The 24356-nt window shown below is 68.8% G+C and carries 23 protein-coding genes and 1 riboswitch; of the genes, 12 read left to right on the top strand and 11 right to left on the bottom strand.

The window, feature by feature from the left end; all coding sequences use genetic code 11:
- Positions 1–7 precede the first annotated feature (7 nt).
- The 5 genes from ACIP8W_RS21185 to glyA all read right to left on the bottom strand — a co-directional run bounded on the left by ACIP8W_RS21185 (position 8) and on the right by glyA (position 5736).
- Positions 8–1840, bottom strand: a complete 1833-nt coding sequence (locus ACIP8W_RS21185; RefSeq protein WP_401957875.1) for an alpha/beta hydrolase — start codon at positions 1838–1840, stop codon at positions 8–10.
- Positions 1841–1849: 9 nt separating this feature from the next.
- Positions 1850–2317, bottom strand: a complete 468-nt coding sequence (locus ACIP8W_RS21180; protein WP_402204124.1) for a hypothetical protein — start codon at positions 2315–2317, stop codon at positions 1850–1852.
- Positions 2318–2601: 284 nt separating this feature from the next.
- Positions 2602–3192, bottom strand: a complete 591-nt coding sequence (locus tag ACIP8W_RS21175; protein ID WP_401957870.1) for a 2'-5' RNA ligase family protein — start codon at positions 3190–3192, stop codon at positions 2602–2604.
- Between the two features lie 141 nt (positions 3193–3333).
- On the bottom strand, positions 3334–4347 hold the full coding sequence (gene trpS / locus ACIP8W_RS21170; RefSeq protein ID WP_402204122.1) for a tryptophan--tRNA ligase: 1014 nt from the start codon (positions 4345–4347) through the stop codon (positions 3334–3336).
- A 90-nt stretch (positions 4348–4437) separates the two neighbouring features.
- Positions 4438–5736, bottom strand: a complete 1299-nt coding sequence (gene glyA, locus ACIP8W_RS21165; protein ID WP_401957867.1) for a serine hydroxymethyltransferase — start codon at positions 5734–5736, stop codon at positions 4438–4440.
- A gap of 40 nt (positions 5737–5776) precedes the next feature.
- Positions 5777–5867, bottom strand: a riboswitch (ZMP/ZTP riboswitch).
- Between the two features lie 112 nt (positions 5868–5979).
- Here glyA and rocD point away from each other — a divergent pair.
- From rocD to ACIP8W_RS21120, 9 genes are all read left to right on the top strand, one after another.
- Positions 5980–7242, top strand: a complete 1263-nt coding sequence (gene rocD, locus ACIP8W_RS21160; protein WP_401957929.1) for an ornithine--oxo-acid transaminase — start codon at positions 5980–5982, stop codon at positions 7240–7242.
- 152 nt (positions 7243–7394) lie between these two features.
- Positions 7395–8240 carry a hypothetical protein gene (locus tag ACIP8W_RS21155; protein WP_401957865.1) on the top strand — a complete coding sequence of 282 codons (846 nt, stop codon included), beginning with the start codon at positions 7395–7397 and terminating at the stop codon, positions 8238–8240.
- 73 nt (positions 8241–8313) lie between these two features.
- Positions 8314–8826, top strand: coding sequence for a carboxymuconolactone decarboxylase family protein (locus tag ACIP8W_RS21150; protein WP_401956101.1), 513 nt, complete (start codon positions 8314–8316; stop codon positions 8824–8826).
- 567 nt (positions 8827–9393) lie between these two features.
- Positions 9394–9930 (top strand): nucleoside 2-deoxyribosyltransferase, encoded by a 537-nt coding sequence (locus ACIP8W_RS21145; protein ID WP_401956100.1) that lies wholly within the window; start codon positions 9394–9396, stop codon positions 9928–9930.
- A gap of 51 nt (positions 9931–9981) precedes the next feature.
- Positions 9982–10869 (top strand): dihydroorotate dehydrogenase, encoded by an 888-nt coding sequence (locus ACIP8W_RS21140; protein WP_401956099.1) that lies wholly within the window; start codon positions 9982–9984, stop codon positions 10867–10869.
- A complete protein-coding gene (locus ACIP8W_RS21135; RefSeq protein WP_401956098.1) occupies positions 10866–11693 on the top strand; it encodes a creatininase family protein in 828 nt (275 codons plus the stop codon). The genes ACIP8W_RS21140 and ACIP8W_RS21135 overlap by 4 nt, the downstream gene beginning before the upstream one ends.
- Positions 11674–12060, top strand: a complete 387-nt coding sequence (locus tag ACIP8W_RS21130; RefSeq protein ID WP_401956097.1) for an ectoine synthase — start codon at positions 11674–11676, stop codon at positions 12058–12060. Before ACIP8W_RS21135 ends, ACIP8W_RS21130 begins: the two co-directional genes overlap by 20 nt.
- Positions 12061–12082: 22 nt before the next feature.
- Positions 12083–13426: a hypothetical protein gene (locus ACIP8W_RS21125; protein ID WP_401956096.1), complete on the top strand. Its 1344-nt coding sequence runs from the start codon at positions 12083–12085 to the stop codon at positions 13424–13426.
- Between the two features lie 84 nt (positions 13427–13510).
- Entirely contained in the window at positions 13511–15001 is a 1491-nt protein-coding gene (locus tag ACIP8W_RS21120) for an MFS transporter (RefSeq protein ID WP_401956095.1), read from the top strand.
- Positions 15002–15089: 88 nt separating this feature from the next.
- Here ACIP8W_RS21120 and ACIP8W_RS21115 read toward each other — a convergent pair whose 3' ends face one another.
- Positions 15090–15536, bottom strand: a complete 447-nt coding sequence (locus ACIP8W_RS21115; protein WP_402204118.1) for an ATP-binding protein — start codon at positions 15534–15536, stop codon at positions 15090–15092.
- A gap of 261 nt (positions 15537–15797) precedes the next feature.
- On the opposite strand from ACIP8W_RS21115, the gene ACIP8W_RS21110 reads away from it, so the two are divergent.
- Positions 15798–16679 carry a helix-turn-helix domain-containing protein gene (locus ACIP8W_RS21110; RefSeq protein WP_401956093.1) on the top strand — a complete coding sequence of 294 codons (882 nt, stop codon included), beginning with the start codon at positions 15798–15800 and terminating at the stop codon, positions 16677–16679.
- 5 nt (positions 16680–16684) lie between these two features.
- Positions 16685–16879, top strand: coding sequence for a DUF397 domain-containing protein (locus ACIP8W_RS21105; protein WP_401956092.1), 195 nt, complete (start codon positions 16685–16687; stop codon positions 16877–16879).
- A 23-nt stretch (positions 16880–16902) separates the two neighbouring features.
- On the opposite strand, the gene ACIP8W_RS21100 is transcribed toward ACIP8W_RS21105, so the two are convergent.
- The gene (locus ACIP8W_RS21100; RefSeq protein ID WP_401956091.1) at positions 16903–17400 is read right to left on the bottom strand and encodes a VOC family protein; all 498 of its coding nucleotides are present in this window, start codon (positions 17398–17400) and stop codon (positions 16903–16905) included.
- A 210-nt stretch (positions 17401–17610) separates the two neighbouring features.
- Here ACIP8W_RS21100 and ACIP8W_RS21095 point away from each other — a divergent pair, with 210 nt between their 5' ends.
- Positions 17611–18384 carry an aminotransferase class IV family protein gene (locus ACIP8W_RS21095; protein ID WP_402148502.1) on the top strand — a complete coding sequence of 258 codons (774 nt, stop codon included), beginning with the start codon at positions 17611–17613 and terminating at the stop codon, positions 18382–18384.
- Positions 18385–18459: 75 nt separating this feature from the next.
- On the opposite strand, the gene ACIP8W_RS21090 is transcribed toward ACIP8W_RS21095, so the two are convergent.
- From ACIP8W_RS21090 to ACIP8W_RS21075, 4 genes are read right to left on the bottom strand one after another with little or no spacing between them, the layout of a single operon-like run.
- Positions 18460–19422: an ABC transporter substrate-binding protein gene (locus ACIP8W_RS21090; RefSeq protein ID WP_401956089.1), complete on the bottom strand. Its 963-nt coding sequence runs from the start codon at positions 19420–19422 to the stop codon at positions 18460–18462.
- Between the two features lies 1 nt (position 19423).
- Complete coding sequence (locus ACIP8W_RS21085; protein WP_402204116.1) at positions 19424–21382, bottom strand: ABC transporter permease; 1959 nt, start codon at positions 21380–21382, stop codon at positions 19424–19426.
- Positions 21379–22599 carry a glycine betaine/L-proline ABC transporter ATP-binding protein gene (locus ACIP8W_RS21080; RefSeq protein ID WP_401956113.1) on the bottom strand — a complete coding sequence of 407 codons (1221 nt, stop codon included), beginning with the start codon at positions 22597–22599 and terminating at the stop codon, positions 21379–21381. Before ACIP8W_RS21080 ends, ACIP8W_RS21085 begins: the two co-directional genes overlap by 4 nt.
- A 56-nt stretch (positions 22600–22655) precedes the next feature.
- Positions 22656–24227 carry a GMC family oxidoreductase gene (locus ACIP8W_RS21075; protein WP_402148498.1) on the bottom strand — a complete coding sequence of 524 codons (1572 nt, stop codon included), beginning with the start codon at positions 24225–24227 and terminating at the stop codon, positions 22656–22658.
- Positions 24228–24356 lie beyond the last annotated feature (129 nt).

The raw sequence follows: 24356 nt of genomic DNA, 5'->3' as shown, positions 1-24356 counted from the left end.
GGAGATATTATTCAAGGGTCACACCTTCATAATCGCCAACAATGACGCGGGCCTGATTCTTCAAACTGACCGACGCATTCCCGTTGCCGCCCATATCCCAGTAGCCACTGTGACTCGTGGAGTCGGTCTCCATGATGTTGGCCCCGAATTCGGGGTCGGTCGGCACGACCCCGTTGTCACCCAGCCCCACGAGTCGCCCGCCATCGGGTACCTGATCGTCGAAGAACGAAGCGCCCATGGCCCACATGTGACCTTTTGGGATGCCGAGGTCCGCAGCACGGTCCGCCTGCATGCCGGGGCTTCCTGCCACGAGGACGTCATCCACCGGCAACGGACCGTCCGGCCAGCCGCCGGACTTCGCGGCATCCCCGATCAGTGTGCTGCCATAGCTGTGGCCGATCAGCGTGGTGTGCGCGAAGTTGTTCGGCCCGGACGCGCTCTGGTGAGCGATACGGTTTCCGTCGAGAAACTCACGCAGAACCGGGCCACCCTCCGCGGCGTACTTGTCGTTACTGGCTTCGGGGACGAGATCGCCCTTGTCTGTGGGATACGCAGAGCGCGGAGCATCGTAGTCAAACCACGTGATGGTCGAAATCTTCTGGTCCGGTGCCTGTACGTGGCTTTCCTTCCACAGGTTGTCGCCCCGTGAAAGGTCACCGCTAATGCCTTCCAGGTCGGTTCCGGTGCCTGGCACATAGATCGCAGTGTGGTCGGCGGTGTCGGGGTTTCCGTTGGCAAGGATGACCTTTCCGTCGCCCCTTCCCACAGGGTCGAACCCCAACAGGTATGCCTCAGGAAGACCGTCCCGGCCCGTGGCATCGAAGCGGCTCTGGATGGCGTCCATGCCCTTGAGTCGCTGTTCGAGAAGCGTCTGCTTGTCCCCGTATCTCTCGTTCCACTCCACCCACTCCTGGTTCGCGGCGATCGGGTGGCCGACTGCGTCGGTCACAACGGACACGGGCTCTGGAGGGATGGAACTCAGTTCCAGCTGGTACTTCGCCCTGGTCTCCGAGAGGACGGTGCGGTTGGCCTCGTCACGGATGTCGGAGGGCAGCCCGTCCAGGGCGCCGACGATGCCAGGGTGCACGGCAAGGTAGTCGGCTCGCTGCTCGGGGGTGAGGTCCTCCCACCACTGCGCGTTGTCCTCGGCGTCGCCGTCCTTGGGCGGGTCCTTGATGGTCTCGAGGTACCGCTCGGCCGCCTTGAGGACACCACCGGTGTCCTTCTTCGCGTCTGCCCAGTCCCGCTCCGAGACGGTGAGGTCGTCGTCAGCCTTCAGCGCTCTCAGCTTCGGCGCCCATTTCTCGTCGGCCTCCGCAGCTTCCTTGAGGGCGTTGGCGATCTGGTCAGCGTATTCCTGCGCACGACGGTAATGAGGATTGGGGTCGAAGTTGGCCGCCTGGCGGCCCACCGCAGACGCCGTCGAATCCGTGAGACCACTCACCGTGCCGCCCTCGGGAAGCTTGCCGTCAGCCTTCTCCCCACCCGGCGGATAGCTGACCGAGCCGTCAGAATTCACAGTAAGCCTTTCTGCCCGCGCCCCCTCGACCGCCACGTCCAGCTTCTTCTTGGCCGCCTCCAGGTCATACGAAAACCCTTTCAGCGCCGTGCTGACCACCCCACATTCAACCTGCGTGTAGTGGAAATTCTCCGACAGTAGCCGCAGCTGATCGAAGGCCGCCTCTGCGGCCTCGCCTGCCTGCGCCTTCCGCATGGCCACAGCGATCTGATTGTCGAGGCGGTCCTTGGCCTCGGCTGCCATGTCACCCGTCGTGCGGTAACCGTCCGCCGCGTCCGAGAACTCGGACGGTTTAAGGGTTTTGAGCGTCTTATAATCCACGATTCCCGATCACCGGCCCTTGGACTGGCAGTCGACGGCGGGCGTGTCCTGATACCCACTCTTCAGCCTGGCGATCTCGGCCTCGATCGCCTCATCTGTCTTCAGCTGATCATTGCCCGCCTTCGTCAGCACCGCCGCGAGCGCGCCGCACCGCTCACCCACAGCCTTGACATAGCGCTTCCAGGAGTCGTAAACATCCTGCTGCGTCACTGCGGTCAGGCACCCGGAATCCTTGCCGAGTCCCTTCTGACCGTCCTCCAGCTCCGTCAGTGCCTTGGTGATGTTCCCCCGCAGCGAGCCGACACCTTCCCCCGCCTTGGTCCACGCGGCCTTGTCGGACCTCAGGTCACCGGCACCGCCGCCACTGCCACCGGAGCTGGTGCCGCCCTGGTCAGCGGGCAGTTGGTTGAGCCGCGTCTGCGTGGTGTGGCGCTCGCCCGCCGCGGTCTTGAGCTGTTCCCACTCGTCCCACGCCATGCGTGGCCTCCCTCCCGGTGGCTCGTCGGGTCATCACGAGCCGATGTGAACGTGCGGCAGTGACAACGTGTGGCAGTGACGTCGCGTCGGTCGAGGAAAACCGTAGCGCCCGTTCCTCACGTGCCCCATCCGCACCGGTGACCATCGCGCATGAGTATCCGCACTCATGCGGGACCAGGGCTCAGGGGCTCCGGGGCGCTTCCGGGGGGAGAGAGATCATCCACCAGCGAGAACCGCACCGGGGCGGTCTCCGAACGATCCTCATGGGTTCGAGGTCGAGCTGCTCAGGGGCTGAGCGAGGCGGGCCGGTCGGCCGGGGTGGACTGGGGCGGCACTGCCGAGGGGTCCCCGCCGCCACCGAACGCGTACTCCTGGAGCTTGCGCCAGACGCCGTCCGCGCCCTGTTCGTACAGCGCGAAGGAGGTGCAGCTCCACTCCGCCGCGTACTCCGACAGCTCCGCGAACGCGCGGTCCATCGCCTCGTCGTCGATGCCGTGCGCCACGGTCACATGCGGGTGGTACGGGAACTGGAGCTCGCGGACGAGCGGGCCCGAGGCGTCCCTGACCCGCTTCTGGAGCCAGGTGCAGGCGGCGGCGCCCTCGACGAGCTGGATGAAGACGACCGGGGAGAGCGGGCGGAACGTACCGGTGCCGGACAGCCGCATCGGGAAGGGCCGTCCCGCCGCCGCGACCGTGGCGAGATGCGCCTCGATCGCGGGCAGCGCGGACGTGTCGACCTCGGTGGGCGGCACCAGCGTGACGTGCGTGGGGATACTGCGCGCGGCGGAATCGCCGAAGCTCGCGCGGCGCTCCTGGATCAGGCTGCCGTACGGCTCCGGGACCGCGATCGAAACGCCGAGCGTTACGGTCCCCACATCGTTCTCCTCAGTCCGTGTGTCGGTGATTCGGTCGGGTGGATCCGGCGCCGCCGCGCGGCGGTGCTGTCCGTCAGTGTGACGGTCGCGCCGCCGGACGGCCAGCGGCCGTCGGCGCCGGGCGGGCCGTACTGGGCGGTATCAGTGCTTCGCCGGCACGAGTCCGATCCTGTCGTACGTCCGCGCCAGCGTCTCCGCCGCGACCGTACGGGCCTTCTCCGCGCCGGTCGCCAGGACCGCGTCCAGCGTCTCCGGGTCGTCCAGATACTCCTGGGTGCGGGTCCTGAACGGTGTGACGAATTCGACCATCGCTTCGGCCAGCTCCGTCTTCAGCGCGCCGTACCCCTTGCCCTCGTACCGCCGCTCGAGATCGGCGACCGAGGTACCCGTGAGGGTGGAGTGGATGGTGAGCAGATTGCTGATGCCCGGCTTGGTCTCCGGGTCGAAGCGGATCTCCGTGCCGGTGTCGGTGACCGCGCTCTTGATCTTCTTCGCCGTCACCTTGGGGTCGTCCAACAGGTTGACCAGGCCCTTGGGCGTCGACGCCGACTTGCTCATCTTGATCGTCGGGTCCTGGAGGTCGTAGATCTTCGCGACCTCCTTGACGATGTACGGCGCCGGCACGGTGAACGTCTCGCCGAAGCGGCCGTTGAAACGCTCGGCCAGGTCGCGGGTCAGCTCGATGTGCTGGCGCTGGTCCTCCCCGACCGGGACGGCGTCCGCCTGGTAGAGCAGGATGTCCGCGACCTGGAGGATCGGGTACGTGAAGAGGCCGACCGTCGTGCGGTCCGCGCCCTGCTTCGCGGACTTGTCCTTGAACTGCGTCATCCGGGACGCCTCGCCGAAGCCTGTGATGCAGTTCATGACCCAGCCGAGCTGCGCGTGCTCGGGGACATGGCTCTGGATGAAGAGCGTGCACCGCTGCGGGTCGAGACCGGCGGCGAGGAGTTGGGCGGCCGCGAGCCGCGTATTGGCGCGCAGCTCGGCGGGGTCCTGCGGAACGGTGATCGCGTGCAGGTCCACGACCATGTAGAACGCGTCGTGGTTTTCCTGCAGCGCCACGTACTGCCGCACCGCACCGAGGTAGTTCCCGAGGTGGAACGAGCCTGCGGTGGGCTGGATTCCGGAGAGCGCGCGAGGACGATCAGTGGCCATGCCCATCATTGTCTCAGGTGCGACTGACAGCTTGTGGACACCGCTCTGTCCGCCCCCGCGCGCGGTCCGGATCACCCGGTCCCGTACGGGTTACACCGGCAGTCCGGGCGCCGGGTACGCGGCCATCAGCTCCGCCACCTCGGCGCGGATCACGGCGAGCGCGTCCTCGTCGCCCCTGCCCGCCGCGGCGACCCCCCGGTCGATCCACTCCGCGACGGCGCCCATGTGCGCGACGGTGAGTCCCCGGGAGGTGAGGGAGGGCGTGCCGATCCGGATACCGGAGGGGTCGAACGGCTTCCTCGTGTCGTACGGCACGGTGTTGTAGTTGACGACGAGCCCCGCCCGGTCGAGCGCCTTGGCCGCCACCTTGCCGGGGACGTGCCTGGGCGTGAGGTCGACCAGGATCAGATGGTTGTCCGTACCACCGGAGACCAGGTCGAAGCCGCGGTCGAGCAGCTCCCGCGCGAGCGCCTTCGCGTTGGCGACGACCGTCTCCGCGTACGCGCGGAAGGACGGCCGGGCGGCCTCGTGCAGGGCGACCGCGATGGCGGCCGTGGTCTGGTTGTGCGGGCCGCCCTGGAGGCCGGGGAAGACCGCCTTGTCGATCGCCCTCGCGTGCGACTCGCGCGACATCAGCATCGCTCCGCGCGGACCGCGCAGCGTCTTGTGGGTGGTCGTGGAGATCACATCGGCGTACGGCACGGGCGAGGGGTGCGCGCCGCCCGCGATCAGGCCCGCGATATGGGCGATGTCCGCGACGAGGATCGCGCCGGACTCCTCGGCGATCTCCCCGAAGGCGGCGAAGTCGATGGTCCGGGGAAGCGCCGTACCGCCACAGAAGATGATCTTCGGGCGCTCCTTGAGCGCGAGCGCGCGCACCTCGTCGAAGTCGATCAGCCCGGTGTCCGCGCGCACCCCGTACTGAACGCCCCTGAACCACTTCCCGGTCGCCGAGACACCCCAGCCGTGGGTGAGGTGGCCGCCCATCGGGAGGGCCATGCCCATGACCGTGTCGCCGGGCTCGGCGAAGGCGAGGTACACGGCGAGGTTGGCCGGGGAGCCGGAGTACGGCTGGACGTTGGCGTGCTCCACGCCGAAGAGGTCCCTGGCTCGGGCGACGGCGAGGGCCTCGACCTGGTCGATGACCTGCTGGCCCTCGTAGTAGCGACGGTTCGGGTAGCCCTCGCTGTACTTGTTCTGGAGGACGGTCCCGGAGGCTTCGAGGACCGCCGGCGAGACGTAGTTCTCGCTGGGGATCAGGCGCAGGGTCCCGGCCTGGAGCCGCTCCTCGGCGCCGACGAGCGCGGCGATCTCGGGGTCGGCGGCGGCCAGGGCGGGATGCGGGTGCTGCGCGGGGTGTGCGGCGGGCGCGGTCACGGGTGGCGTCATGGTGTCCTCCGGGACGATCCGTTGTCGGTCGGTCGTGGTCCCGGGGTGCCCAGGCGGGCGGCACCTCGTGCGTTCTGCCGCGCACAGCTCCCTCGCGGTCCGTTCCGCGTGCGCCAGTCGCCGTGCGTGCGGCCCATCCTAGGGGCCGTTTCCGTACGGATGCGGAGGTTTCCCCCGCCACGCCACGAGCAACGATAGAAAACGGGCACAGCGCCCTGACCGATCGGAGAGCCCGTGTCATCCATGCCGTCCGCGTCACCCGCGTCATCGGCGTCATCTGTGTCACCCGTGTCCTCGGTGTCCTCGGCGACGGAGCGCGCCATCGCCTCCGCCGAGGCCCACAGCGCGCACAACTACCACCCGCTCCCCGTCGTCGTCGCCTCCGCCGAGGGCGCGTGGATGACCGATGTCGAGGGGCGCCGCTTCCTCGACATGCTCGCGGGCTACTCGGCGCTCAACTTCGGCCACGGCAACCGCCGGCTCCTCGACGCCGCCAGGGCGCAGCTGGAGCGGGTCACGCTGACCTCCCGCGCCTTCCACCACGACCGCTTCGCGGAGTTCTGTACGCGGCTGGCCGAACTGTGCGGCATGGAGATGGTCCTGCCGATGAACACCGGCGCGGAGGCGGTCGAGACGGCCGTGAAAACCGCCAGGAAGTGGGGCTACCGCGTCAAGGGCGTACCGGACGGCATGGCGAAGATCATCGTCGCGGCCGACAACTTCCACGGCCGTACGACCACGATCGTCAGCTTCTCCACCGACCACGAGGCCCGCGCCGACTTCGGCCCGTACACGCCGGGCTTCGAGATCGTGCCGTACGGGGATCTCACCGCCCTGGACCGCGCCATGACCGAGAACACCGTGGCCGTCCTCCTGGAGCCGATCCAGGGTGAGGCGGGGGTCCTGGTGCCGCCCGCCGGTTATCTCGCGGGCGTACGGGAGCTGACCCGGGCGCGGAACGTGCTCTTCGTGGCGGACGAGATCCAGTCGGGCCTGGGCCGTACGGGGCGTACCTTCGCCTGCGAGCACGAGGGCGTGGTCCCCGACATGTACGTCCTCGGCAAGGCGCTGGGCGGCGGGGTGGTGCCGGTGTCCGCCGTGGTCTCGTCGGCGGAGATCCTCGGCGTGTTCCGGCCCGGCGAGCACGGTTCGACCTTCGGCGGGAACCCACTGGCCTGCGCGGTGGCCCTGGAGGTCGTCGCGATGCTGCGGACCGGCGAGTTCCAGCGGCGCGCCGCCGAGCTGGGCGAGCACCTCCACCACGAGCTGGGGCTGCTGGTCGGCGGCGGCGCGGTGGAGGCGGTACGCGGCCGGGGGCTGTGGGCCGGCGTCGACATCGCGCCGTCGCTCGGCACCGGCCGGGAGATCTCCGAGCGGCTGATGGACCGGGGCGTCCTGGTGAAGGACACCCATGGTTCGACGATCCGGATCGCCCCGCCGCTGGTGATCGACCGGGAGGACCTGGACTGGGGGCTGGAGCAGCTGCGGGCGGTGCTCGGGGTGTGACGGAGGCTTTGTGGCGAGGAGCCTTGTGACGGAGGGCCTTGTGACAGAGGGCTTGTGACAGAGGGCCTTGCGACGGAGGGCTTGCGACGGCTTGGTGGCGGAGGGCCTCCGGCGGAACGGCGACGGCATACAGTCTCTTTGTGCTACTTGGGATGATCTGCGCGCTGGGTTCCGCGGTCTGCTTCGGCACCGCCTCCGTACTCCAGGCCGCCGCCACGCGCGCCACCACGCCGGGGACGGGGTCCGGGGTCGACCCGGCGTTGCTGCTGCGGGCGCTCCGGCAGTGGCGGTACGGCGCCGGGCTGGGCCTGGACGGGGCGGGGTTCGTCCTCCAGATCGTGGCGCTGCGCTCGCTGCCGATCTACGCGGTGGGGGCGGCGCTGGCCGCGAGCCTCGCCGTGACGGCGGTGGTCGCGGCGCGCGTCCTGGGCGTACGGCTCAGCTCCACCGAGTGGGCGGCGGTCGCGGTGGTCTGCGGCGGGCTCGCGATGCTCGGGCTGGCCTCGGGCGCGGAGGGCGGCGGTACGGGTTCGTCGGCGCTGCGCTGGTCCCTGCTGGGCGTCGCGGGCGCGGTCCTGCTGGCCGGTACGGTCGCGGGCCGCCTCCCGGACCGGCCGCGCGCCCTGGTCCTGGGGCTGGGGGCGGGGTTCGGGTTCGGGGTGGTCGAGGTGGCGGTACGGCTCATCGACTCGGCGGACCTCGCCAACCCGGCGCTCTACGCCCTGCTGCTGGGCGGCGGCGCCGCGTTCCTGCTGCTGACCTCGGCGCTGGCGCGCGGTTCGGTGACCACGGCGACGGCGGGCATGGTCCTCGGCGAGACGATCGGCCCGGCGCTGGTGGGCGTGGTGTGGCTGGGCGACCGTACCCGCCCCGGCCTGGAGTGGCTGGCGGTGACGGGCTTCGCGGTCGCGGTGGCGGGCGCGCTGGCCCTGGCCCGCTTCGGCGAGGCGCCGGAGGCGGAGGGCACGGGGGCCTCCGGCGTCACCCGCGCGGGCTAAGCGCGCCGTCCCTTCTCTCGTGGGTCACCGCGCCGTCCGTACGTGGCCGCGCCGGGGCCGTAGCCTCGCGCGAATGACGACACCCGCCACCCCTGAGCACGCCCCTGAACGCAACCCCGAGCACACCCCGCGCCTGGCCTGGGCGAAGTCCGCCCCCGACGTCTACAAGGCGATGCTCCAACTGGAACAGGCGTCCCGGCAGGGCCTCGACCCCGTCCTGCTCGAACTGGTCAGGATCCGCGCCTCGCAGCTCAACCACTGCGCGTACTGCCTCGACATGCACACAAAGGACGCGCTGGCGGCGGGCGAATCGGTGCAGCGCATCGTGCAGTTGAGCGCGTGGGAGGAGTCGCGGCACTTCTACACGGAGCGGGAGATCGCGGCGATCGAACTGACCGAGGCGGTCACGGTGCTGACGGATGGTTTCGTACCGAACGAGGTCTGGGCGCGGGCGGCCGCCCACTTCGACGAGACCGAACTGACCCGTCTGATCACCGCGATCACGGTCATCAACTCCTGGAACCGCTTCGCGGTGGCGACCCGTATGGTCCCGGGCCACTACACGGCGGGCTCGCTCAAGCACTGAGCCCGGCCACGCCCCAGCGACGACGGCAGCGAGCCCCGGCGGCGGAGGGCCCGGCTCCCGGCCGGGCCCTCGATCCGCAGGGCATCCGGATCCACATCCGCAGGACATTCGCATCCGCAGGACATTTACACGCCGGACGATCCGCACGCAGGACGATCCACACCCGGAACAGTCGCCCGCGCAAACATCCGCGCAGCAGCGCGTCGAGTGCGCCGCCGACAAACCGTCGAATACAGACACATTCCGCTTCCGTCAAGTATGCATTCCAAGCCATCTGGATCTCACCATCAGGAACAGAATAGTTACTTTGCGTGCATCTCCAGGAAATCAAGAGAGTCCATTTATGATCTTCTGCGACTTACCTAATTATAGGCAAGTCGCACTATTTGTCATGGTGTGTGGCGATTATAAATCACTGCGAAATTGCATATGCCAGCCCGCGATATCACCGAGAGTGGATCCATTTCCTCCCCCTGTCCTTGACGTCTCAACAGAAGACCTTTTAACGTCAGAACAGTTGACGAAGAAATGCCGTGGATTTCCACGAGCCCGAAAAGGATGGAACCCATGCTCGACAATGCTTCCGAACCTCTCGCAAATGTGGACATCTTCATAGGCGGCCCCATTCAGCACGCAATTCTTCCGGATGGGTTCGCAGAACAGCTGCGCGACGCCATATCCACGGCGATCCTGCATGTGGAGGAGAACGGCGGGAATGTATTTTCGGCGCACGTGGCAGAGAAGTTCGGTGTGGACACGGCATCGTTCACCCCGGACCAGGTGTCTGTCCGCGATTTCCGGTGGATGACAAAATGCGATGTTTTTGTTCCGATCCTTCCCGTTCTCCCCGATGAGACCCTGCTCCGCACCGATGGAACACATGTGGAGCTGGGATGGGCCACCGCGCTCGGCCGGCCGATCGTCATGGTCACCAAGCAGCCGTTCGTGGACTCGGCGAGCCATCTCCTCAAGGGACTGCACCAGGTGGGCGATGTCCGGGTCATCGACTTCGATGAATTCACCAAGAACCCGGAGTGCTTGATCGACAACATTCTTGCTGCCACCAAGAGGACGCGGCAGGTCCTGGAGAACGGCGCCGTCTGAAGAGCAACTCCCGCTCGATCCATCTCTTCGATTTTCACAGGGAGGTCTTCGATGGCACGCGTGGATGTTCTTGGGCTGACGCTCAACAACCCCGTGATCGTGGGGTCCGGTCTGCTCACCGACCAAGAACGCAACATCCGAAATCTGCTGGCCGGCGGCGCCGGCGCGGTCGTCACCAAGACGATTCACCCGAACCCGCCGAAAGGGCTGAACGAAAGGATCATCCGGTTCGAAACCGGAATGATCAACAGCACGACTTATTCCAAACGCTCCGTTGAATTCTGGATGGGAATGCTCCAGGGTTTCGCGGACGAGGAACTTCCCGTCATCGCGTCCTTGCACGCCGACAGCCCCGAGGAGCTGGGCGCCCTTGCCGAGCGGGTCGCGCTCACCGGCTGCCGGGCTCTGGAGCTGGGCATCTCGTGCCTGAACGAGGAGGACGGCCTGGAAGACACCCCGGACCGTGTTCGCGCCTACGTGGCAGAGGTCCGGGGCCGGACCTCGCTGCCCTTCTCGGTGAAACTGGCCGCGGGCGAGGGGCTGGTGGAGCGCGCGACCGCGGCGGCCGACGCCGGAGCCGACGCGATCACCCTCAGCGATACCCTGCCCGCCCTCGTGGTCTCCCCGACCAGCGGCGAACCGGAACTCGGCGGTGTGTTCGGGTATTCGGGCCCCGGCATCAAGCCTCTGGTGCTCGCGGCCATATGGCGGCTGCGCCGGCTCGGTTTCACCCTGCCGATCCTCGGCAGCGGCGGCGCCATGACCGGCCGTGACGTCATGGAGTTCCTCGGCGTGGGCGCGAGCGCTGTTCAGGTCTACACGGCTCTGCACACGAACATGCACGAGACGCTGGAGCGGATCGTGCGGGAGACCGAGGAGCTCGGCGCTGTTTCCGACCGTACGGATCAGCAGGCTCTCCCGCGACTGGCGGCGTCATGACTCCCCGGTCGAGGGGACACAGCCTCTCGGATCTCCCCAGTGCGCAGGTCGTCGAGAAACTCCAGGGCCGCAATGTGGTGTGGCCGATCGGGGCAACCGAGCAGCACGGTCCGCACCTGCCGCTGTCGGTCGATACCGTAATCGCCGAGGAATTCGCCCGCCAGATCGCCTACGAACTGGGCGGGTTCACCGTTCCCGCGCAATCCATAGCCGCTCGGTCACTGCCCCAGAGCGGGGGCGGGCTCGCTTTTCCCGGCACGCTGCATGTCAGCGGTGAGGCCCTTATCCGCTTCCTGAGAGAAGCGGCCCGGTCGCTGATGCTGCTTCCCTTCGAGCGGCTCATCGTGGTCAACGGCCATTTCGAGAACGAGCCGTTCATTTTCGAGGCGCTCGACGCTCTCCGTCAGGAGGGACAGGCCGAGGGCAAGGAAATCATCGCGTTCAGCTGGTGGAGTCTGGTCGAGGACTCATGGCTCCGGGACGAGGTCGCCGATTTCCCCGGCTGGCACGCGGAGCATGCGGGACTCACCGAGACGAGCCTGATGCTCTACCTCCGTCCCGACCTGGTGGGAGAGTTGCGGCCCGACCACGACCATCCACCGCGTGCCGGTATCTACCTGCACCCCGTGGATGTGGACCGCAGCACCAATAACGGGGTCCTGTCGTCCACCTCCGGGTCCAGCGCCGACCTGGGAGAAAAAATCTTCTGGCATGTGGTGGCCCAGGCGATTTCTCTGGTCCGCGACGGCGAAGGACTGCTCCGGGACGCCGATATTCATGATATTTCGAGCACAGAGGATGCACATGTACGTCCGGAAACTTAAAGATATCGAAGGCACCGACTACGACGTCGACTGGGGCAACGGAAAGAGCTACCGCCTGCTGGTCGAGTCGGACGGGATGGGGTACGGCGTCTGCCACACCGTGGTCAGGGCCGGTACTGTTTCTCTTCTCCAGTATCAGAACCACCTCGAAGCCTGCTACTGCCTGGCCGGAGAGGGCGAAGTCGAGGACATGGCGGGCAACGTCTACCAGATACGCCCCGGCGATATCTACGTCCTGGACCAGCACGACCGCCATTACCTCCGCGGCGGCGCCACCGAGGATCTCGTACTGCTCAGCATTTTCAACCCGCCGCTCAAAGGCACGGAGCGGCACGACCTGACCCGGTCCGAAGCATCCACTTATTGAGCCCTCCGAAGAGCGGTCGAGAATGGAGGAAATCATGCAGAAGCGCGAAACCATTCCCGTGGTATGCGTTTCCAACGCCATCGATACACTTCGCGGAATAGCCGAGAGAGCTTCCGGCGAAAACGCCGAAGAGATACTTACGGGCTGTTTCCCCCAGCAGGACCAGGCGATCTTCTGGCATCCTGTGGACAAACTCATCATCACCTCTTCACCGATCGTCGGACTTGACTGGCAGTCAGATTTCCTCGGCTTCCCGGGAATCGTGAACGACAGCCCGAGCACATCGTCGAACGTCTCTCTCTTCGCGGACATCATGGCCGACCCCCCGCTCCTGGCCCGTATCGCGCAGTACGCCGGCGAGGGCCGGGAGCTGATCCTGATACCGCATACGACGACCCCTGAACTATGGGCCTTCGCAGATATCATGCGGACCGAATTCGGCATCACCGTCACGCTGCCGGAGAGCAGCGAGGACCAGAGTCTGCGCAACCTGCTCGACACCAAGAGCGGGCTGCGGGACCTGGCCGTATCCGTGGGGCTGACGGACGGCCCGTGCCGTATCGCCCGGGGGACGCACTGCCGGGGCACGGCGGAAGCGGTGTCCGCGGTCTCCGGGATGCTGGCGGCCGGTCTCTCGTGCATCGTCAAGGCGGACAAGGGCGAGGCCAGCGTCGGGCTGCTGCGCTTCGAACCGGGCCACGGCGAGGACGAGATCACCCGAGCGATCGAGGAGAGCCCCTATTACGGGGACGATCCCATCGTCGTCGAGGAGTACATCGCCGGGGAGGGCGTCGTCTTCCCTTCCGTCGAGTACGTCGTACCGGATGTTCCCGGTGAGGCGCCGTACCTGACACACGCCTGCGAGATGCTGTTCGACGGCCCCACCCGGCTGGTGGGTAACGTCACTTCGGATTCACTGGCCCAGCAGGCGTGGTATCCGCACTTCCTGTCGGGCAGCTCGGTCATCGCCGAGGAACTCCAACGCCGGGGATATCGAGGACATTTCGGAATCGACGCCGTCGCCCGGCCCAGTGGCGAGGTGTTCATGCTGGACCTCAACGCCCGGCGTACCGGATCCACGCATGTCCACGACTTCGGTCTTCACTTCTTCGGCCCCGACTACCTGAAGTCCTGGACCATTGGGAACTACGACTTCCCCGGGCTGCCCGGACAACCCTCGGTGGACGAAGTAATCGGCCTGCTGGGGCCCTTGGTCCGATCGCCCCTGCGGGCGACAAGTGGTGTGATGCCCTGCGAACTGTCCGGTCTCGCCACCGGACGGATCGGCACCATCATCTATGCCCCGTCGATGGCAGAGTTCCATGACCTGGTAGACCAGGTCCATGAAAGAATCCGGCAAGGTTGAGGTCTTAGCATGAGCCCAGACAACAGGGCTGCCGACAACAAGCGTTGGCTTATTCTCGCGACGGTCTCGGGATGTTTTCTCCCCGTGGCCGCGGATGCGACCATTCTGAATGTCGCGGTACCGTCGCTGACAGAGACACTCGGGGCCTCGGCCCGCGAACTGCTCTGGATCGTCGACATCTACCCCCTGGTCATGGTGGGGCTGGTTCTGGTCACCGGCCCCCTGGGGGACCGCATCGGGCACCAGAAGCTGCTCATGATCGGGCTCGGTGTGTTCGGCGCGTCCTCCGGGCTGTCCGCCCTGGCGACCACCCCTACCGCACTGATCGCGGGACGGGCCGCGCTGGCCGTCGGCGCGTCGATGATCATCCCGGCCACCCTGGCGATCATCCGGCAGGTCTTCCACGTCCCCCGGGAACGCGCCTTCGCGATCGGCATCTGGAGCGCGATCGCCGCGAGCGGCGCGGCGGTGGGGCCGGTGGTGGGCGGTCTGGTCCTGGAGTACTACTGGTGGGGCGCCGTCTTCCTCATCAACATCCCGGTCGTCCTGGCCGCGCTCTTCCTCGTGTTCGTACTGCTCACCAACGAGACGGCCGAGGACAAGGAACCCTGGGAGGCCACGTCCCCCGTCCTCGCGGTGGTGGGAACCGTCGGCATCGTGTACGCGGTGAAGTCGGCGGCCCACCAGGGCTCCCCGCTCGTCGAGACGTTAGTGACGGCGGTGATCGGGCTCACCGCGACCGGACTGTTCGTACGGCGCCAGCTCCGCTCCGAACAGCCCATGCTGGACCTCGCGCTCTTCCGTGAGGGGAACTTCCGCGTCGGCGTACTGGCAGCGACCCTGCCCGTGTTCGTACTCGTCGGTTTCGAACTCCAGTTGGCTCAGTACCTTCAGTTCGTGTTCGGCAAGTCCCCTTGGGAAGCGGGCCTGTTCCTGCTCCCCATGCCGATCGCGGCGTTCGCGGCGGCGCCTCTGGTCGGGTATCTCTCCTCGCGGTACGGACTGTCGGTCATCATTCCCGCCGGTCTCGTACTGGCCGCCCTCGGGTACGCGGGCATCGCCCTGTGGGCCGACGCCGGCGCCTCGCTGGCCCTCAGCTGCTGCCTGATCATGATCGGCGCGGGCCACGGAGGCGTCCAGGCCGTCGCCTCCGACGCCATCATGACCGGCGCCCCGCCCCAGCGGGCCGGCGCCGCGGCATCGATCGAATCGGTGTCGTACGAAGTGGGGGCCGGCCTCGGCATCGCGCTGCTGGGCAGTCTGACGTCCGTTCTGTACGGTCAGTCCTTCGCCCTGTCCGCCACCGTCGAGGCGGCGGTTCCGGACAAGGTGTCGGACTCCATCGGTGAGGCGATGTCCGTCTCCGACACAATGCGGAACGACGCGGGCGAGGCCGTCGCCGTCGCCGCCAAGGGGGCCTTCGACAGCGCCTTCCAGGTAACAACGGTCGTGGCGACGCTGCTGGTCACCCTCACCGCGGTGACGATCGCGCTCATGATGCGGCGCGCCGCTCCCGTACAGGGAGAACCCGTACAGGGAGAACCCGAACAGGGCACCGCGCAGAAAGTGCTGTGACGCCGTACCTCCGGGTCACCCACTGAACCCCTGACGCCCCACACGGCCCCCGTATCCCGAGCCCAACGCCCGGTATGCGGGGGCCCGTTCATGGAGCCGGGATCCACAGCTCCGCGAAGACGGTCTTGCCGACCGTACGGGGCTCGACGCCCCACCGGTCCGCGAGTTCCTCGACGATCAGCAGCCCCCGCCCGAAACACTCGCCCTCCCCGGCCACCCGCGCCACCGGCATCCGCTCCTCGCGCGCGTCGCCGACCTCGATCCGCAGGACGTCCGTACGCAGGACGATCCGCACCTGGAACAGCCGCCCGCGCAGACACCCGTGCAGCAGCGCGTTGGTGGCGAGTTTGCTGACCAACAGCTGCGTCGACCAGACCAGTTCGGGGTGCCCCCACCCGCCGACCAGCCGCCCCGCCCGCTGCCGGGCGAGCGGGACGCTGCTGGTCAGGGACTCGTATGCCCGGTTGTCCTCGTACAGGACGACCGGCACCCCGTCGAACTCCTCGGCCCCGGCGACCTCTTGGCCTGCGGTCATGGACGCGTACCTCCTCGTGCGGTGGGTTGCCCGTACGGCGGACGCGACCGGCGGTGGCAGTACCGGGCGCCGCTGCGCTGGGGCAGGGCAGGACGGTGCACTTCCGCCGGGGTGGCGCCGCTGTGTGAGCGAGTCGTCACCGACGGTAGAACCGCTTGGGGATGCCAGCAACCCCACCTGCCGGAAATATCTACTCGAACGCGCTTGTCCCTGACGGCCTATCGGTTGCAGACTGGGGCGACAGCGCGGAGGAGAGAGTCAGTGCCTGAGATCCGGACCGACCGAGGGACCTCGGTCTCCACCGTGCTCGCCCGGAGGCTGGGTGGTGAACTGCTGCGCATGCGGGAGACGGTCGGGCTCAGACAGCCGCACGCAGCCGAGGCGCTCGGCGTCTCCGTCGCGAAGATCGCCAAAGTGGAACGGGGCTGGGTCCCGGTCCGCGACCTGGACGTCAAAGCGCTGTGCGAGTTGTACCAGGTAGGCGACCCCGGGACGGTCGCGAACCTCCTCGCGCTCGCGAGGGCGGACCGGGACCGCCGTAAAGCCAAGGGTTGGTGGAAGCAGTACGCGGAACTGGGTACGCAGGTCGAGTACGCGGCGCTGGAAGATGTCGCCGCGCACGTACGCACCCAGCAACTGAACGTCATCCCCGGACTGCTCCAAACCGCCGACTACGCACGCGCCTTGGCCATCGGCTGCGAGGCATGGTCCGGACCGGACGAGATCGAACGCGTCGTACAAGCCCGCCTCGCCCGCCAGCAGCGGCTCGAAGGCGAGAACCCCCTCCAGCTGTGGGCCGTGATCGCGGAAGGCTCGCTGCACCAGCAGGTGGGCGGCCCCGGCACGATGCGCGCCCAGCTCACGCACCTGTTGAAGCTCACCGGACGTCCGAACATCAAGGTCCAGATACTCCCCTTCTCGTCCGGAGCCCACGCCGGTCTGGGAGGTGCCTTCAACATCCTGTCGTTCGCCGAACCCGGCGCGCTGGACGTGGTCTACCTGGACACGCCCGCGTCTAACCTGTGGGTGGAGAGCGAGCAGGACGCGGCTCGTCACACAGCCATCTTCGAGCACGTCGTGCGCAACTCCTTGCCGTCGTCCGCCTCACAGGCGCTCATCGGGCGCGTACTCAAGGAGCTTTAGCCCACATGTCACCGTACGAATTCACCAAGTCCAGCTACAGCATCGGCAACGGCGAGTGCGTCGAAGTCGCCACCAACCTCCCCGGCACCGTCGCCATACGCGACTCCAAACACCCCACCGGCCCCCTGCTCCACCTCACCGCCACCACCTGGACCACCTTCCGCGACGCCTGCGCGACTGTGGACGCACGAAGGCCCTGAGGCGGAGCTTCCGGCCCGGAGGTTCAGGCGGGGAACGAGATGCCGACGCCGCCTCGGGTGTCCGCTCCGTACCGCTGCTTCTCGCGGTCGAGGTCGAGCGGGCCGATACGGGACCGGGCGGCGCGGGCGTCGTCGTCGAGCAGGTCCGCCGGGATGATCCAGGCGACCTCGAACTCCAGGCCGTCGGGGTCGTGCGCGTACAGGCTCTTGGTGGTGCCGTGGTCGCTGGCGCCGACCAGCGCGCCCGCCTCGGCCAGCCTGGCCTGGTACATCTCCAGGTCGGAGAGGGTCTCGACCTCCCAGGCCACGTGGTAGAGGCCGACCGTGGTGCGTCCGGCGGCGCTGTCGCCCGCTGCGTCGCCGAGGGCGAACAGGCCCAGGTCGTGGTCGTTGGTGGAGCCGGGGGCCTGGAGGAAGACCGCGCGGTCCGGCATCGACATCACCTCGCGGAAGCCGAGCACATCGCGGTAGAAGGCGGCGCTGCGCTCGACGTCGCGGACGTACAGAACTGCGTGGTTCATGCGGTTGATGGGCAAAGCGGCACCCTCGATCTGGACGACGACATGGAGAATGAACAGAGTTAATTGAAGTTTAAAAATTTAACAGTTCCCCTGAGCAACCGCATGGAGTTACGGAGAGCGGGATGCCGGGAAAAGGGCGGCCGACCGACCGTGGGCGCTCTGTCGGACGCTTGTTCCGCAACGGCCCGAGGGGGCTGCCATGCTGGCGGGATGGCAGAGCTGAACGGAAAACCGGTCGGGGTCGAGGCGCTCCAGAGCCTGGCCCTGACCAACTACGGGCACTTCACCTCGATGCGGGTCGAGGACGGCCGGGTGCGCGGGCTGTCGCTTCACATGGAGCGGCTCCAGCGCGACTGCGAGACGCTGTTCGGGGCCGAGCTGGACCCCGAACGGGTCCGCGACCTCGCCCGCAGGGCGGTGCCCTCGAACGGGGCAGCCGTCGTGCGGGTGACGGTCTTCGACCCGGACCTGGACCTGGGACACCCCGGCTCGGCCGACGCGCCCCGCGTACTGGTCACGTCGCGGCCGGCCGCCGGTCTGCCGCTGCCGCCGATCCGGGTGCGGTCGAGGACGTACACCCGGGACCTGCCGGGCGTGAAGAGCGTCGGACTGTTCTCCAGCCTCCACCACCGCCGTACCGCACAGCTCGACGGCTTCGACGACGCGCTCTTCGTCGACGGACGAGGAGCCATCTCCGAGGGCGGGACCTGGAACATCGGGTTCTTCGACGGCGACCAGGTGATCTGGCCCGAGTCCGACTGTCTTCCCGGTGTGACGATGCGCCTGCTCCAGCACTCCCACGCACACGTCACCCGTCCCGTGAACCTCGCCGATCTCCCTCGTATGCGGGCGGCCTTCGCGACCAACGCGGCGGTAGGCGTCCGGGCCGTCAGCGGAATCGACACCATCGTCCTGCCCGAGACCCACCCGGTGATCGACGCCCTGCGCAAGGAGTACCTGGAGGTGCCGGGCGAGTTGCTGTGAACGCCGTGGCGGAGCAGGCCGGCGCTCCCCCAGCGCCGGGGCGCGAGGTCCAACAGAGCGCGCCCCGGCGGGTGTTCATTTCCCGAGCCACTCCTTCCAGACCGGGCCGTTCGCCTCGACCCACTTCTCCGCCGCCGCCTCCGGGGTGAGCTTCCGGTCCGCGATCATCATCGCCACCTCGTTCTGCTCCTTGGTCGTCCAGCGGAAGTTCTTCAGCAGCTCCGCCGCGCCGCCGCCCTTCGCCGCGAAGTCCGCGTTCAGGAACTTCCGGAGCGGGGTGTGCGGATAGGCGCACGCGACCTTCGCGGGGTCGGCGTCGCAGCCCTCCGTGTACGCGGGCAGCTTCACCTCGGTCATCGGGACCTGCTCGGAGAGCCACTGCGGGGTGTACCAGTAGGTGAGGAAGGGTTTCCCCTCCTTGGCGAACTGCTTGAGCTGGGTGATCTGTGCCGCCTCCGAGCCCGCGAAGACGACCTGGTAGTCCAGGTTCAGGTTGTCCACCAGCGCCTTGTCGTTGGTGACGTACGACGGCGAGCCGTCCAGCAGTTGGCCCTTGCCGCCGCTCTCGGGGGTGCGGAACCGGTCCGCGTACCTGTTGAGGTTGCGCCAGTCGGTGATGTCCGGGTGCCGCTTCGCGAAGTACGTCGGTACGAACCACCCGATGTGGCCCGTGACCCCGAGATCGCCGCCCGGGGTGATCGTCTTCTTGTCGGTGACGTAGCGCCGCTCCTGGTCGGGGTGGCCCCAGTCCTCCAGGATGGCGTCCACCCGGCCCTGGCTGAGCGCGTCCCAGGCGGGGACCTCGTCGACCTGGACGGTGTCGACGCGGTAGCCGAGTTCGTGTTCGAGGAGGTACGCGGCCACCGCCACGTTCGCCTGCGCGCCGACCCAGGACTGTACGGAGAGGGTGACGGTCCTCGCCCCCTTGGCGTTGGCGTACGGGGACGCCTGCTGGGTCATATCGGCCGCGCCGCAGCCGGTGACGGCGAGCAGCGCGCCCGCCGACGCGAGCGCGGCGGCCTTCAGGGACGTACGCATGTCATGCTCCCTTCCGTCGTTCGGTCGGCTGGGTCACCCGGTCGAGCATCAGCCCCAGGCAGACGATCGCCACGCCCGCGACCAGCCCCGTCGCCAGGTCGCCCTGAGCCAGGCCGAAGAGCACGTCGTACCCGAGCGCTCCCCCGCCGACCAGACCGCCGATGATGACGACGGCGAGGACGAGGACCACGCCCTGGTTGAGCGCGAGACGCAACGCCGGTCCGGCCAGCGGCAGTTGGACCTGGCGCAGCTGCTGGCCGCCGGTGGCGCCGAGGGAGCGCGCGGACTCCAGCGCGGCCGGGTCGACCTGGCGCAGCCCCTGGGTGGTGATGCGGATGACGGCGGGCAGCGCGTAGACGACGGCGGCGGCCACCGCCGGGGCGCGGCCGATGCCGAGGAGGGCGACGACCGGGATGAGGTAGACGAACTGCGGGAGGGTCTGGAAGACGTCCAGTACGGGCCGGAGCAGCGCCTCCACCCGGGGGCTGCGCGCGGCGGCGATCCCGGCGGCGAAGCCGATGACGAGCGTGACCGCGACGGCGGCCAGCACCTGCGACAGCGTGTCCAGCGACGGCTTCCACACACCCAGCACCCCGATCGCGGACATCGCGAGTACGGCGGTGAGCGCGGTCTGCCAGGTCCCGATGGACAGCGCGAGCCCGGCGACGATCAGCAGGACGGCCCACCAGGGCAGCCCCTGGAGCGCGCCGCGCAGCGGGTCGAGGACCCAGGTGGTGAAGCGGCCCGCCCAGTCGGCGGTGCCGCCGATGACGGGGACCCCGGAGTAGAGGTGGTCGGTCATCCAGCCGACGGCGTGGTTGACGGGTTCGGCGATGGGCACGTTCCACGATCCCGGCCAGTCGAGCCGCCCCGCGAGCCGCCCGCCGAGCGCGACCAGCACGGTCCCCCCGGCCACCACGGCCCAGCCGGTACGGACGGAACGCGAGCCCGGAGAAGCCGAGCCCCGAGCACCCGAGCCCGCCGCCGCTGTCGTCCGGTCCAGCACCACCGCCAGCAGGACGATCGGCAGCCCGGCGGCGAGCGCCGCGCCCACGTCGACCGAGGCGAGCGCCTGGTAGACCCGGTCGCCGAGGCCCCCGGCGCCGATGACGGAGGCGATCACGGCCATCGAGAGCGCCATCATGATCGTCTGGTTGAGGCCCAGGAGCAGCTGTTTCCTGGCGAGCGGCAGCCGCGCGGTCAGCAGCCGCTGCTTCGCCGTCGCGCCCAGCGAGGAGACCGCCTCCATCACCCCGCCGTCCGCCTCGCGCAGCCCGAGCGCGGTGAGGCGGGCCATCGGCGGAGCCGCGTACACGACGGTGGCGAGGACCGCCGCCGGGACGCCGATGCCGAAGACCAGCACCACGGGCAGCAGATACGCGAAGGCGGGCAGCACCTGCATGGTGTCGAGCACCGGGCGCAGCACCCGGTGGAGCCGGTCCGAGAGCCCGGCGGCGAGCCCGAGCGCGGCCCCCAGCACCACGGAGGCGGCCACGGCCACGACCATCAGCGCGAGCGTCTGCATGGTCGGCACCCACATGCCCAGCAGCCCGCAGACGGCGAACGCGGCGGTGGTGCCGACGGCGAGCCGTACACCCGCCACCCGCCGGGCGATCAGTCCGGCGCCCACCGTGACGCCCGCCCAGCCCACGGCGAGCAGCAGGAGGTAGACGCCGCGCACGGACAGGACGACGGCGTTGCTGATGTGACCGAAGAAGTAGAGGAAGAGGGGGTGGTGGTCGCGGTTGCCGACGATCCAGTCGCCGGCGTCGCCGAGCGGTCCCGTCAGGTCGACGGTGAGCGCGCCGGGCCAGGTGGTGGCCCCCGGCCAGCGGGTGAGGGCGAGCGGTACGAGGACGGCGGCGAAGACGGCGAACAGCAGCAGCTTGCCGCGCGCGGGTTTCCCGAGAGCGGCGAGGAGTCCGCCGCGCGCGGCCGGAACGGTGGTGGCCGTGGTCATCGCGCCACCCCCTCCCCGGCCGCCGCGCCCGGCGGGGAATCCGCCGAGGGATCCGGCAAGGAGTCCGCCGGCAGCTCCGCCGGGCGGCCCGCCGGGGGATCCAGCGGCCCCGCCGTCCCGTCCCATGAACCCGCCACCACGTTCAGCAGCAGCTCCCGGTCGACGACGCCGACCAGCCGGCCGTCCTCGACCACCCGCGCCGTCGGCTCCCCGGAGCGCACGATGGCCTCGATCGCCTCGGCGGCGGTCGCGGTCGGCCCCAGCTCGGGACCGGAACCGGTGTCGCCCGGCAGCGGGGCGCGCATCGCCGCCCCCAGGGTGATGACCTGCTCGCGCGGCACATCGCGGACGAAGTCCCGTACGTACGCGTCGGCCGGCCGCCCCACGATCTCCTCGGGCGTGCCCAGCTGGACCACACGGCCGTCGCGCATCAGCGCGATACGGTCGCCGAGCCGCAGCGCCTCGGTCAGGTCATGGGTGATGAAGACCATCGTGCGCCGCTCCTCGCGGTGCAGCCGGATCACCTCCTCCTGCATATCGCGGCGGATCAGCGGGTCCAGCGCGCTGAACGGCTCGTCGAACAGCAGCACCTGCGGATCCACCGCCAGCGCCCGCGCCAGCCCGACCCGCTGCTGCTGGCCGCCGGAGAGCTGGCCGGGGCGCCGGTCCTCCAGCCCTTCGAGCCCCACCTTGCCGACGACCTCGGCGGCTCTCTCCCGGCGCTCGGCGCGGCCCATCCCCTGGATCTCCAGGCCGTACGCGACATTGTCGAGTACGGAACGGTGCGGCAGCAGACCGAAGTGCTGGAAGACCATGGCGGCCCGGTGGCGGCGCAGTTCGCGCAGGCGCGCCCTGTCCATCGACAGGACGTCCTCGCCGTCGATGGCGATGGTGCCGGACGTCGGTTCGATCAGCCGGGTCAGACATCGGACGAGGGTGGACTTGCCGGAACCCGACAGCCCCATGACGACGAAGACCTCGCCCTTGCGGACGTCGAACGACACATCGCGTACGGCGGCGGTGCACCCGGTGGTTGCGCGCAGCTCGGCCGCGGTGAGCGCGGCGAGAGCGGAATCGGCGGGGACCCGTTCGGGTTTGGGGCCGAAGACCTTCCACAGGTGGCGTACGGAGAAGACCGGCGGGCGTTCCGCGACCTCGGGCGCCTCGGCGGCGGGCACGGGCCGCGCCTCCGTGCTCGTACCCGTACCCGTACCCATGCTCGTGCTCACACCGCTCGCGCCGTTCGTACCGCTCGCGCTGTCGTCGATCCCGCTCATCGGCTCGGACCTTTCTCGTCGTCGGTCGCGTCGATCAGCAGCTCGGCACACTTCTCCCCCACCATCAGCACTCCGATCATGGGGTTCACCGCGGTCATCGTCGGGAAGACGGACGCGTCGGCGATACGGATCGACTCCAGCCCCCGGATCCTCAGGTCGGGCCCGACAACGGCGAGTTCGTCGGTGGTGGCACCCATCCGGCAGGTGCCCGCCGGGTGGTAGACGGTATGGGCGCAGGCACGGGCGTACGCGCTCAGCTCCTCGTCGGAGGTGACCTCGGGCCCCGGCGCGACCTCCCGCTTCAGCCAGCGCGCGAGCGGCGGCGCGGCGGCGATGCGCCGGGCGAGCCTGATGCCGTCGACAAGGGTGCGGCCGTCGTAGTCGTCCTCGTCGGTGAAGTAGCGGAAGTCCAGGGCGGGTTTGGCCTCGGGGTCGGCGCTCGTCAGGTAGAGCCGGCCCCGGCTGCGCGGCTTGGGGATGTTCGGGGTCATCGACACCCCGTGCTCGGGGCGTTCGTATCCCAGCCGTTCCGGATTGTCGGTGAACGGTATTTGGTAGAAGTGGAACATCAGATCCGGCCCCTCGGCCTCCGGATCGCGCCGGACGAAGAGTCCCGCGTCGGAGTCCATCGCGGAGTTGTCCGGGATCGGCCCCTCGGTCTCCCAGACGATCACCGACTCGGGGTGGTCGAGCAGGTTCTCCCCGACGCCCGGCAGATCGTGCACGACGGGGATGCCCAGCCGCTCCAGATCGGCGCGCGGCCCGATGCCCGAGTGGAGCAGCAGCCGGGGGGTGTCCACGGCGCCCGCGCAGACGAGCACCTCGCGGGCGGCGGTGATCAGCCGCTCCCGGCCGTCGGCGGTCCGTACCCGTACGCCCGTGGCGCGCGCGCCCGTCAGCTCCAGCTTGAACGCCCAGGTCTCCAGCAGGAGTCGGAGGTTTGGCCGGTCGAGGAAGGGGTGGAGATAGGCGACGGAGGCGGAGGAGCGCTTGTTGTTCTCCGGGTGGTAGGCGAGGTCGAAGAAGCCGGCGCCCTCATGGAAGGGCTTCCTGTTGAAGCCCTCGACGCGCGGGACACCGAGCGCCGACTGCGCCGCGTCGACGAAGTCGCGGGCGATGGCGTTACGGTCCCGCTCGTCCACCGGCACGATGTTGTTGCGCAGCCGCGCGAAGTACGGGTCCATCGCGGCGGCGTCCCAGCCCTCGGCCCCGGCCGCCGCCCACTCGTCCCAGTCGGAGGGCAGCGGCTTGAACGCGATGAGTGTGTTGTGCGAGGAGCAGCCGCCGAGCACCCGGGCCCGGCTGTGCCGGATGTGGGAGTTGCCGCGCGGCTGCTCGGTGGTCGGATAGTCGTAGTCCAGCTCGCCGCCCAGCAGCCCCATCCAGCGCCGGAGCGTGAGGACGTCCTCACGCCCGACGTCGGTGGGGCCGCCCTCGATGACGGCGACGGTGACGTCCGGGTTCTCGGTGAGCCGTGAGGCGATCACCGATCCGGCTGTGCCGCCCCCGACGACGACGTAGTCGTACTGGTCCTGCTCCTGATGTTCGCTCTCGGCCGTGGATCCCATAGCAGTTCCGCTCCTCTGCTGGAGTTGGCGCGTTCCGTGTTCCGGGGTCGTCCTTCGCGAGGGCCGGTGGGCGGGACCGCCCCGGGGCCTCGGCCGTACCGGGCCCGAACGTCCCCGGGCCCGGCCGCC

Source organism: Streptomyces sp. NPDC088554, from assembly GCF_044752945.1.
Taxonomy (GTDB): Bacteria; Actinomycetota; Actinomycetes; order Streptomycetales; family Streptomycetaceae; genus Streptomyces.
Note: the sequence above shows the minus strand (reverse complement) of the source record. Positions and strands in the feature narration are given on the sequence as shown.

What these genes read in the sequence shown, in the direction of transcription:
- ACIP8W_RS21150 (WP_401956101.1), top strand. Translation starts at nt 8,314, where the DNA reads ATGACGACACCCGCCACCCCTGAGCACGCCCCTGAACGCAACCCCGAG.
- ACIP8W_RS21090 (WP_401956089.1), bottom strand. Translation starts at nt 19,422, where the DNA reads ATGCGTACGTCCCTGAAGGCCGCCGCGCTCGCGTCGGCGGGCGCGCTG.
- ACIP8W_RS21115 (WP_402204118.1), bottom strand. Translation starts at nt 15,536, where the DNA reads ATGACCGCAGGCCAAGAGGTCGCCGGGGCCGAGGAGTTCGACGGGGTG.
- ACIP8W_RS21105 (WP_401956092.1), top strand. Translation starts at nt 16,685, where the DNA reads ATGTCACCGTACGAATTCACCAAGTCCAGCTACAGCATCGGCAACGGC.
- trpS (WP_402204122.1), bottom strand. Translation starts at nt 4,347, where the DNA reads ATGGCCACTGATCGTCCTCGCGCGCTCTCCGGAATCCAGCCCACCGCA.
- ACIP8W_RS21135 (WP_401956098.1), top strand. Translation starts at nt 10,866, where the DNA reads ATGACTCCCCGGTCGAGGGGACACAGCCTCTCGGATCTCCCCAGTGCG.
- ACIP8W_RS21085 (WP_402204116.1), bottom strand. Translation starts at nt 21,382, where the DNA reads ATGACCACGGCCACCACCGTTCCGGCCGCGCGCGGCGGACTCCTCGCC.
- ACIP8W_RS21125 (WP_401956096.1), top strand. Translation starts at nt 12,083, where the DNA reads ATGGAGGAAATCATGCAGAAGCGCGAAACCATTCCCGTGGTATGCGTT.
- rocD (WP_401957929.1), top strand. Translation starts at nt 5,980, where the DNA reads ATGCCGTCCGCGTCACCCGCGTCATCGGCGTCATCTGTGTCACCCGTG.
- ACIP8W_RS21140 (WP_401956099.1), top strand. Translation starts at nt 9,982, where the DNA reads ATGGCACGCGTGGATGTTCTTGGGCTGACGCTCAACAACCCCGTGATC.
- ACIP8W_RS21075 (WP_402148498.1), bottom strand. Translation starts at nt 24,227, where the DNA reads ATGGGATCCACGGCCGAGAGCGAACATCAGGAGCAGGACCAGTACGAC.
- glyA (WP_401957867.1), bottom strand. Translation starts at nt 5,736, where the DNA reads ATGACGCCACCCGTGACCGCGCCCGCCGCACACCCCGCGCAGCACCCG.
- ACIP8W_RS21095 (WP_402148502.1), top strand. Translation starts at nt 17,611, where the DNA reads ATGGCAGAGCTGAACGGAAAACCGGTCGGGGTCGAGGCGCTCCAGAGC.
- ACIP8W_RS21145 (WP_401956100.1), top strand. Translation starts at nt 9,394, where the DNA reads ATGCTCGACAATGCTTCCGAACCTCTCGCAAATGTGGACATCTTCATA.
- ACIP8W_RS21100 (WP_401956091.1), bottom strand. Translation starts at nt 17,400, where the DNA reads ATGAACCACGCAGTTCTGTACGTCCGCGACGTCGAGCGCAGCGCCGCC.
- ACIP8W_RS21080 (WP_401956113.1), bottom strand. Translation starts at nt 22,599, where the DNA reads ATGGGTACGGGTACGGGTACGAGCACGGAGGCGCGGCCCGTGCCCGCC.
- ACIP8W_RS21180 (WP_402204124.1), bottom strand. Translation starts at nt 2,317, where the DNA reads ATGGCGTGGGACGAGTGGGAACAGCTCAAGACCGCGGCGGGCGAGCGC.
- ACIP8W_RS21130 (WP_401956097.1), top strand. Translation starts at nt 11,674, where the DNA reads ATGTACGTCCGGAAACTTAAAGATATCGAAGGCACCGACTACGACGTC.
- ACIP8W_RS21155 (WP_401957865.1), top strand. Translation starts at nt 7,395, where the DNA reads ATGATCTGCGCGCTGGGTTCCGCGGTCTGCTTCGGCACCGCCTCCGTA.